The 11,104-nt window shown below is 72.7% G+C and carries 2 protein-coding genes; both read right to left on the bottom strand.

What is annotated here, in order from left to right:
• Positions 1 to 1,837, bottom strand: a 1,837-nt coding sequence (locus AB0B50_RS44465) for a type I polyketide synthase (RefSeq protein WP_362343778.1), incomplete at its 3' end; no start/stop codon positions are given.
• 96 nt (positions 1,838 to 1,933) lie between these two features.
• A partial coding sequence (locus AB0B50_RS44460; protein ID WP_362343776.1) for a type I polyketide synthase occupies positions 1,934 to 11,104 on the bottom strand: 9,171 nt, incomplete at its 5' end.

Genomic DNA, 11,104 nt, shown 5'->3' with positions numbered 1-11,104 from the left:
CCTCATCAAAGGCAGCTGCGAACACCGGATACGCGGCATACAACTCACGCCCCATACCCACCCGCTGACTACCCTGACCCGAGAACACCACCGCCAGAGGACCAGCGGTGACCACGCCCTCCGCCGGACCGGTCACCACACCTGACGCATCCTCACCCCGCGCCAGCGCACCCAGACCAGAGAGCAGAGCATCCCGCTCACCCGCCACCACCACGGCGCGGTTCTCAAAAGCGGCCCGCCCCGAAGCCAACGACCAACCCACATCCACCGGCGACAACCCCGCGACACCCGCAGCGCCCGAGACACCGGACAGCAGCTGCGCCGCCTGACCGCGCAACGCCTCCACGCCACGGCCCGAGACCACCCACGGCACCAGGGGCGGCCGTGCCGCGGACTCGGTGCCCTTCCCGGGCTCCGCTTCGGTGGCCTCGCCCGCGGCCGGTTCCGGCGCCTGCTCCAGGATCACGTGCGCGTTGGTGCCGCTGACGCCGAAGGACGACACACCCGCGCGACGCGGACGGCCCTCGACCTCCGGCCAGGCCCGCTGCTCCGTGAGCACCTCGACCGCGCCCGCCGTCCAGTCGACCTGCGGAGTGGGCTCATCCACGTACAGCGACTGGGGCAGGGTGCCGTGCCGCATCGCCATGACCATCTTGATGACGCCCGCGACACCGGCGGCGGCCGCGGTGTGGCCGATGTTGGCCTTCAGAGAGCCCAACCACAGCGGGCGGTCCTCAGGCCGCCCCTGGCCGTACGTCGCCAACAGCGCCTGGGCCTCGATCGGGTCGCCCAGCGTCGTACCCGTGCCGTGCGCCTCCACCGCGTCCACCTGGGACGACGACAGACCGGCGCTCGCCAGAGCGGCCCGGATGACGCGCTGCTGCGAGGGGCCGTTGGGCGCGGTCAGGCCGTTGCTGGCACCGTCCTGGTTCACGGCCGAGCCCTTGATCACGGCCAGCACCGGGTGACCGTTGCGGCGCGCGTCCGACAGCTTCTCCAGCATCAGCATGCCGACGCCCTCGCCCCAGGCCGTACCGTCCGCGTCGGCCGCGAAGGGGCGGCAGCGTCCGGTGCGGGACAGCGCCCCCTGGCGGCTGAACTCCACGAACGTCTCCGGAGTGGCCATCACGGTGACGCCGCCGGCCAGCGCCAGCGAGCACTCGCCGTTGCGCAGCGCCTGAGCCGCCAGGTGCAGGGTCACCAGCGACGACGAACACGCCGTGTCGACGGTGACCGCGGGCCCTTCGAGGCCGAAGGTGTAGGAGAGACGGCCGGAGACCACGCTGGCGGCGATGCCTGTGGCCAGGTAGCCCTCCGACTGCTTGGGCGACCGGCGCAGCAGCGCCGCGTAGTCCTGGCCGTTGGTGCCCGCGAAGACACCGGTACGGCTGCCCTTCAGGGACGTCGGGTCGATGCCCGCGCGCTCGATCGCCTCCCAGGAGGTTTCGAGGAGCAGCCGCTGCTGCGGGTCGAGCGCCAGCGCCTCGCGCGGCGATATCCCGAAGAACGCCGGGTCGAACTCGCCGACCCGCTCCAGGAAACCGCCCTCGCGGACGTACGAGGTACCGGGGCGGCTCAGCTCCGGGTCGTACAGCTCCTCGACGTCCCAGCCACGGTCGGCGGGGAACTCCGAGAAGGCGTCACGGCCGTCGGAGAGGAGCTCCCACAGCGCCTCCGGCGAATCGACCCCGCCGGGGTACCGGCAGCTCATGCCGATGATGGCGACCGGCTCGTGCTCTCCCGACTCGACTTCCTGCAGTCGTTGCCGCGCCTCGTGAAGCTCGCCCGTCACTCGCTTCAGGAAGTAGCGAAGCTTGTCCTCGCCGCTGTTCGTCACGCGGTACCACTCCAGGGTTTCAAGAAGTTCGTTGAGTTCGAGAGGTTCGAGCCGTCGTCCGTCACCGGGCGCGGATGGCCGCGCCCGGCGGACGACTCAGGAGATGCCGAGCTCGTTGCTGATGAAGTCGAAGACCTCGTCGTCGGAGGCCGAGTCGAACTTCTCGCCGGCGTCCGTCTCGGCGGGGGATTCCTCCGGTTCGCTGCACAGTCGCAGCAGCGTCTTCAACCGGAGCGCGATCTCCCCGCGCGCTGTCTCTTCACGCGCTGTCTCCCCGCGCGCCGTCTCTTCGCCCAGCACGCCGGCGATGTCCGATTCCAGCCTGTCCAGCTCGCCCAGCAGGGCATCGAAGCGCTTGGGTCCTTCGCCGTCCTGGCCCAACTCGGAGCGCAGGTGGTCGGCGAGGGCCTGGGGCGTCGGATAGTCGAACGCGAGCGTGGCGGCGAGCCGCAGCCCGGTCGCGTTGTTCAGACGCTTACGGAGTTCGACGGCGGTCAGCGAGTCGAAGCCCAGATCCTTGAAGGGCCGGTCGGCGGTGACCGTCTCCGTGGTGGTGTGGCCGAGCACCCCGGCGACCTGCTGCCGCACCAACTCCAGCAGCCTGCGGTGCCGTTCGGCGGCGGTGAGCCCGGCCAGCTCCTCCCGGAGCGGCACACCGGTCTCCTCGCGCTGGTCCGCGCCGGCCCGGCCACCGGCCGGCTCCAGGGCCCGGCGGGCCTCCGGGATCGCCTCGATCAGGGGTGCCGGGCGGCCCGTGGCCAGCCGGGGCGCGAAGCGCGTCCAGTCCACGTCCGCGACGGCGACGCAGCCCTCGTCGCGGTCCAACGCCCGACTGAGCAGCGCCACCGCGTCCTCGGGCGCCATCGGCACGATGCCGCCGCGCTGCAGCCGCTCCTCGCCGACTCCCTCGGTTGCCAGGCCGCCGTCCGCCCACGCTCCCCAGGCCACCGAGGTGCCCGGGAGGCCGAGCGCGCGGCGGCGCTGGACGAGCGCGTCCAGGAACGCGTTGGCCGCGGCGTAGTTACCCTGCCCCGCGCCGCCGACCGCACCGGCCATCGACGAGAACATCACGAACGCGGACAGGTCGAGGTCGCGGGTCAGCTCATCGAGGTGGGCCGCCGCGCCGGCCTTCGGGCCGAGCACGTCCGGGAACCGCTCGGGAGACAGCGCGTCCACCACGCCGTCGTCCAGCACCCCGGCCGCGTGCACCACCGCGGTCAGCGGCCGCTGCCCGTCCGTCTCCGTCAACGACCCCAGCAGCCCGGCCAGTTCGCCACGGTCGGCCACATCACAGGCCGCCACCGTCACTTCGGCACCCAACTCGCGCAGTTCTGCCGCCAGTTCAGCCGCGCCGGGCGCGTCCGGGCCACGACGGCTCGTCAGCACCACATGCTCGGCACCTGACCGCGCCAGCCAGCGCGCCACATGAGCACCCAACGCCCCCGTACCGCCAGTGATCAGCACGGTGCCACGAGGCCCCCAACTGCCATTGGCGACTGCGGAGTTGACGCCGGGTGCGGAGGTGTCGTCGTCGAGCGCGGCGGTTGCGCCGAGTGCGAGTCCGCCATCGGTGGCCGGACCGCCGGCGGTACGCAGCAGCCGCCGCCCGAAGACCCCGCTGGGCCGTACGGCCACCTGGTCCTCTCCGCTCGTACCGGCCAGCACGGCACCCAGCCGCTCCTGCGCCCGCCGGTCCACGGTCTCCGGGAGGTCGATCAGGCCGCCCCAGCGCTCGGGGTGCTCCAGCGCCACCACCCGGCCCAGGCCCCAGACCTGCGCCTGCACCGGATCAGCAAGCACCTCGCCGTCGGCCGCCGCGACCGCGCCGCGCGTCGCGCACCACAGCCGGGCGTCGATCGCCGCCTCGCCGAGAGCCTGTACGAGGGCCAGCGTCGCGGCGAGACCGGCGGATACACCTTCGTACGCGGGGTGTTGGGGCGCGGCATCCATCGCCAGCAGCGACAGGACACCCCCGATCGGGGACCCGTCCTCGGCCGCCTCGGACAGCGCCCGCACCCACTGCTTGCGGTCGGCACCGGAGCCGGAACCGAGATCCGGGTCGCCGTCCACGGTGACGCGGACGACCTTCGCTCCCCTGGCCGTCAGCGCGGTCTCCACCGACGCGGTCAGCGGGGTCAGCGGGTCGCCGGAGAGGGTGGACGGCACCGCCAGGAGCCAGGTCCCGGACAGCACGGCCGCGGAGTCATCGGACACCGGATGCCATCCGATGCGGTACTGCCAGGCGTCAAGGCCCGACTGCTCGCGCCGCTTCCGCCGCCAGGTGGTCAGGGCGGGCAGCACCGCGCTGAAGGGCTGGTCGGCGGAGATGTCGAGCGTCGAGGTCAGCGACTCCAGATCCGCGCTCTCGACCGCGTCCCAGAAACCGGCCTCGACCTGGTCGACGGGCGCCGCTTCCGTCTCTGCCGTGTTCTCCAGCCAGTAGCGCCGACGCTGGAAGGCGTACGTGGGCAACTCCACGCGGGTGGCGCCGGTTCCGGCGAACACCTGCGTCCAGTCGACGCGTACACCGTGCGTCCACGCCTCGGCGACCGAGGTCAGGAACCGGTCCAGGCCACCCTCGTCGCGCCGCAGCGAACCCACCGCCACGGCCTGCTCAGCGCCGCGCTCCTCCACCGTGTCCTGCACCGCGGCCACCAGCACCGGGTGCGCGCTCACCTCGACGAACGCACCATAGCCCTGACCCGACAGCGCACCGATCGACTCCTCGAAACGCACCGTCCGACGCAGGTTGCGGTACCAGTAGCCCGCATCCACCAGGCCCTCACCCAGCCAGTCCCCCTCCACCGAGGAGAAGAACGGAATGCGAGCCGCCTGGGGGCGGATGTCCCTGAGAACGCGGGCGAGTTCGTCCTCGATCAGCTCCACATGGGAGGTGTGCGAGGCGTAGTCCACCGGCACCCTGCGCGCACGGACACCCTCGGCCTCACACGCGGCGAGGAGCTCGTCCAGGGCCTCCGGCTCACCGGCCACCACCGTGGAGGACGGGCCGTTGACCGCAGCGATCTCCAACCGGTCTGCCCAGCGCTCCAGCCGGGACTCCACCTCGGCCAGCGGCAACGCCACCGACATCATCCCACCACGACCCGCAAGATGCTCCGCGATGGCCTGCGAGCGCAACGCCACCACCCGCGCACCATCACGCAACGACAGACCACCCGCCACACACGCGGCAGCGATCTCACCCTGCGAATGCCCCACCACGGCCGAGGGTTCCACGCCCATGGAACGCCACACCTCGGCCAGCGAGACCATCACCGCCCACGAAACGGGCTGGACCACATCCACCCGCTCCAACGACGGCGCACCCACCACCCCACGCAGCACATCCACCAACGACCAGTCCACAAACTCCGACAGAGCCGCCGCACACTCACCGAGCCGCTCGGCGAACACCGGGGAAGCATCGAGGAGTTCCACGCCCATGCCCGCCCACTGCGCACCCTGACCCGGGAACACAAACACCACCCGATCGCCCACGCCCTCGGACACGCCCGCAATCACACCGGGCGCCTCCTCGCCACGCGCCAGCGCGGCGAGCCCGGACACCAGACCGGTCCGATCGGCGGCGACCAGCACCGCACGGTCCTCGAACTCCGCACGCCCCGCCGCCAACGACCAACCCACGTCGATCGGGGAGAGCTCGGCATCCGACTCCACACGGGACAGCAGCCGCGCCGCCTGGTCGCGCAGCGCCTCCGCACCACGCGCCGAAAGCAACCACGGAACCGCCACCGGCTCCACCGGAGCGGCCGCCTCGGCAGGCTCAACGACCTCCGCCAACTCCGGCGCCTGCTCCAGAATCACGTGCGCGTTGGTCCCACTGACACCGAAGGACGACACACCCGCGCGGCGCGGACGCCCCTCGACCTCCGCCCACTCACGCGACTCCGTCAGCAACTCCACCGCACCCGCCGACCAATCCACCTTCGACGACGGCTCATCGACGTGAAGGGTCTTGGGGAGCACACCGTGCCGCATCGCGAGCACCATCTTCATGACACCAGCGACACCGGCGGCGGCCTGGGCGTGGCCGATGTTGGACTTCAGAGAGCCCAGCCACAACGGACGCTCCTCCGACCGTCCTTGGCCGTACGTCGCCAACAGCGCCTGCGCCTCGATCGGGTCACCCAGCGTCGTACCCGTGCCATGCGCCTCCACCGCGTCCACCTCAGCGGCAGAAACACCGGCATTCGCCAGAGCGGCCCGGATGACACGCTGCTGCGAGGGGCCGTTGGGCGCCGTCAGACCATTGCTCGCACCGTCCTGGTTCACGGCCGAACCCTTGATCACGGCCAGCACCGGGTGACCGTTGCGCCGCGCGTCCGACAGCCGCTCCAACAGCAGCATGCCCACGCCCTCGGCCCATGCGGCGCCGTCCGCGGCGTCGGAGAAGGACTTGCTGCGTCCGTCGGCGGCAAGGCCGCGCTGGCGGCTGAACTCCACGAAGACCGACGGCGTGGACATCACGGTGACACCGCCCGCCAGGGCCAGCGAGCACTCGCCGTTACGCAGCGCCTGGACCGCGAGGTGCAGTGAGACCAGAGACGACGAGCACGCGGTGTCCACCGTCACCGCCGGACCCTCCAGGCCCAGCGTGTACGCCACGCGCCCCGACGCGACGCTTCCGGCGCTGCCGCTGCCGAGGTAGCCCTCGAAGCCTTCCGGAGCGGTCCGCAGCCGCGAGCCGTAGTCGTTGTACATCACGCCCGCGAACACGCCGGTACGGCTGCCGCGCACGGTCTCCGGGTCGATCCCGGCACGCTCCAGCGCCTCCCAGCTCGTCTCCAGGAGCAGCCGCTGCTGCGGGTCCATCGCCAGCGCCTCACGCGGCGAGATACCGAAGAACGCCGGGTCGAACTCGGCCGCGTCGTGCAGGAAGCCGCCTTCCCGCACATAGCTCTTGCCCTGCCGCTCCGGGTCCGGGTCGTACAGGTCCTCGCCCCAGCCGCGGTCCACCGGGAAGGGCGAGATCGCGTCGGTACCGGAGAGGACCAGGTCCCAGAGCTCCTCGGCGCTCCGCACGCCGCCCGGGAAGCGGCAGCTCATGGCGGTGACGACGATGGGGTCGTCGGTGTCTGCGACGCCCGTCGGCATGGGGGCGGAGTCGGCGGTGCCGATGCCCACGCCCAGCAGTTCGGCGAGCAGGTGCCGGGCGAGCGCGGCGGGGGTCGGGTGGTCGAAGACCAGCGTCGCGGGCAGCCGAAGCCCGGTGGCCGCGTTCAGCCGGTTCCGCAGCTCCACCGAGGTCAGCGAGTCGAAGCCCAACTCGCGGAAGGCCCGGTTCTCGTCGACGGCGCCCGCCGAGCCGTGCCCGAGGACGGTCGCGACATGGCCGCGGACGAGCTCCGCAAGGGTGCGGAGTCGCTCGCTCTCGGACAGCCCGGCGAGCCGCTGGGCGAGCCCCCCGGGGGCGGCCGGGCCACCCGCCGCCGCGCGTGCCCGCCGCACCGGACCGCGGACCAGTTCGCGGAGCAGCGCCGGGGCGGGGGCGTCGGCGCCCCGCAGTGCGCCGAGGTCGAGCCGCATGGGCAGCAGGACGGGCTCATCCGCCGAGGTCGACAGCGCGGCGTCGAAGAGCGCCAGGCCCTCGTCGGAGGAGAGCGGGACCAGGCCCGAGCGGGCCATGCGGGCGAGGTCCGCCTCGCCGACCTCCCCGGTCATGCTCGAGCGCTGTTCCCAGAAGCCCCAGCCGAGCGAGACGGCGGGCAGCCCGAGCGCCCTGCGGTGCTGTGCCAGCGCGTCCAGGAAGGCATTGGCCGCGGCGTAGTTGCCCTGCCCGGCGCTGCCGAGCACGCCGGCCCCGGAGGAGAAGAGCACGAACGCGGACAGGTCCAGATCGCGGGTCAGCTCGTGCAGGTTCCAGGCCGCATCCGCCTTGGGGCGCAGTACGCGGGACAGGCGCTCGGGGGTCAGCCCGGCGACGAGCCCGTCGTCGAGGACACCGGCGGCGTGCACCACGGCGGTCAGCGGGTGCTCGGCGGGGATGTCCGCCAGCAGCGCGGCCAACGCCTCACGGTCCGCCACGTCACACGCCACCGCCCGCGCCGAAGCACCCAGTTCGGCCAACTCCGCCACCAACTCGCTGGCACCATCGGCCTGCTCGCCACGACGACTCACCAGCAGCAGGTGCCGCACTCCGTGCTCGGCGACCAGGTGCCGCGCGACCAGGCCGCCCAACGTCCCCGTCGCGCCCGTGATCAGCACCGTGCCGTTCCCGGCGTGGCTCCATGCGGGCGCGTCGCCCGCGGTGCCCACGGCCGCGGGCACGAGCCGCGGCGCGTACGCCGCACCGGACCGCACGGCGAGCTGTGGTTCGTCCGTGGCCAGGAGGCCCGCCGTCTCGTCGCCCGACAGCTCGGAGCCGTCGGTGTCGAGCAGCACGAACCGCCCGGGGTTCTCCGTCTGCGCCGTACGCAGCAGCCCCCATACGGCGGCCGACACCTGATCCGGCGCGGCACCGTCCGCCTCGGTCGCCACCGCGCCGCGCGTGACCAGCACAAGGCGGGACGCGGCGAGGCGTTCGTCGGCCAGCCATGCCTGGGCCAGCGCGAGGGCGCTTCGGAGCGCGGTGTGCGCGAGGTCGGGCACCGCGGCCGTCTCGGCGGTGCTCGCCGTACGGGGCTCGGCAGCCGCGGCGGGCCACGGTACGAGCACCGCGTCGGGCACCTCGGCCGCGCCGGACGCCACCGCATCGGTCAGCGCGGTGAGATCCGCGTACGTGACGAGACCCTCGTACGTGACGAGGCCCTTGTCGCCGCGGACGCCGCCGAATCCCAGCTCCGCCAGGGCCGCCAGGTCTTCCTCTGTGCCGATCGCCGTCAAGCGCGCGGGAGTTGGGGCCGCCTCCCGGGCCGGGCCGGGGACCGGGACGGACGCCCATCGGACCCGGAACAGTGCGTCGGGGCCGCCGGGCGCGGCGGCGAGCCGCTCGGGGTCGACGGGGCGGACGACGAGGGAGTCGACGGAGGCGACGAGCCTACCGGCGGCATCCGCCGCCAGCACGGACACCGCGTCCTGGCCGACCGGGGCCAGCCTCACGCGCAGCGCCGCGGCACCCGCGGCCCGCAGGGTCACCCCACGCCAGGCGAACGGCAACCGCGCCTGGTCGTCGGCGAAGAAGTCACCCGCCCGCATGCCGTGCAGCGCCGCGTCCAGGAGCGCCGGGTGGAGCCCGAAGCCCGCCGCCTCGCCCTGCCCGTCCTCCGGCAGAGCCACCTCGGCGAAGATCGCGTCGCCGCGCCGCCACGCCGCCCGCAGCCCCTGGAACACCGGTCCGTACCCGTGTCCCGCGGCGCCCAGCGTCTCGTACAAGTTCTCCGTGTCCACCGCGACCGCCCCGGCCGGGGGCCATACGGCCAGGTCCTCGGCTCCCGACGGCTCCGAACCCACGGGGCGCGTCACGCCGTCCACCAACGTGCCCGTGGCGTGGCAGGTCCACGGCTCGTGCGACAGGCCGGTCTCCGGACGGGAGTGGAAGGTCAGCGTGCGACGGCCGGAGTCGTCGGGCGCTGCGACCGTCAACCGCAGCTGCACGCCGCCCTCCTCGGGCAGGATCAGCGGCGCCTGGAGCGTCAGCTCCTCCACCGTGTCGCAGCCGACCTCGTCGCCCGCACGGATCGCCAGCTCCACGAAAGCCGTACCAGGCAGCAGGACAGTGCCCGCCACCGCGTGATCCGCCAACCAAGCATGCGTACGCAGCGACAGCCGACCGGTGAAGACGACCCCGTCGGAGTCCGGGAGGTCCATCGCGGCGCCCAACAGGGGGTGCGCGGCGGGCAGTAGACCGACCGAACCCATGTCACCACCCGCGGTGGGGCTGACGTCGAGCCAGTAGCGCCGGCGTTGGAAGGCATACGTGGGCAGTTCGACACCGGTGGCGCCGGTTCCGGTGAAGGCCCGCGTCCAGTCGACGCGCACGCCGTGCGTCCATGCCTCGGCGACCGAGGTCAGGAAGCGGTCCAGGCCGCCCTCGTCGCGCCGCAGCGAACCGACAGCCGCGGTCTGCTCAGCGCCACGCTCCTCCACCGTGTCCTGCACCGCGGCCACCAGCACCGGGTGGGCGGAAACCTCGATGAAGACCGCGCCCTTGGCGGCCACCAGCGCGCCGATGGTCTCCTCGAAGCGGACCGTCTGGCGCAGGTTGCGGTACCAGTAGCCCGCGTCCAGCCCCGTCGTCTCGATCGGCTGTCCGGTCACCGCCGAATAGAACGGCACCCGAGCGGGCTGGGGAGTGATGTCGCCCAGGACACGGGCCAGTTCGTCCTCGATCAGCTCCACGTGGGAGGTGTGCGAGGCGTAGTCCACCGGCACCCTGCGAGCGCGGACACCCTCGGCCTCACACGCGGCGAGGAGTTCGTCCAGGGCGTCCGGCTCACCGGCCACCACCGTGGAGGACGGGCCGTTGACCGCCGCGATCTCCAACCGGTCTGGCCAGCGCTCCAGCCGGGACTCCACCTCGGCCAGCGGCAACGCCACCGACATCATCCCGCCACGACCCGCAAGATGCTCAGCGATGGCCTGCGAGCGCAACGCCACCACCCGCGCACCATCACGCAACGACAGACCACCCGCCACACACGCGGCAGCGATCTCACCCTGCGAATGCCCCACCACGGCCGAGGGTTCCACGCCCATGGAGCGCCACACCTCGGCCAGCGAGACCATCACCGCCCACGAGACGGGCTGGACCACATCCACCCGCTCCAACGACGGCGCACCCGCCACCCCACGCAGCACATCCACCAACGACCAGTCCACAAACTCCGACAGAGCCGCCGCACACTCACCGAGCCGCTCGGCGAACACCGGGGAAGCGTCCAGGAGTTCCACGCCCATGCCCGCCCACTGCGCACCCTGACCCGGGAACACAAACACCACCCGGCCACCGGCGAAGGAGTCGGCGCCCTGCTGCGGGCCTATGACCAGGCCGGGGGCCTCTTCACCTCGCGCCAGCGCGGCGAGCCCGGACACGAGACCGGTCCGATCGGCGGCGACCACCGCCGCGCGGTCCTCGAACTCCGCACGCCCCGCCGCCAACGACCAACCCACGTCGATCGGGGAGAGCTCGGCATCCGACTCCACACGGGACAGCAGCCGCGCCGCCTGGTCGCGCAGCGCCTCCGCACCACGGCCGGACAACGCCCACGGCAGTGCCGCCGGCTCCACCGGAGCGGTCACCTCGGCAGGCTCAGCCGCCTCCACCAGCTCCGGCTCCGGCGCCTGCTCCAGAATCACGTGCGCGTTGGT

Origin of the sequence: Streptomyces sp. NPDC041068, from assembly GCF_040647455.1 — a bacterium.
Classification (GTDB): Bacteria; Actinomycetota; Actinomycetes; order Streptomycetales; family Streptomycetaceae; genus Streptomyces.
The sequence above is the reverse complement of the archived record's forward strand: the minus strand, read 5'-3'. Positions and strand labels throughout refer to the sequence as shown.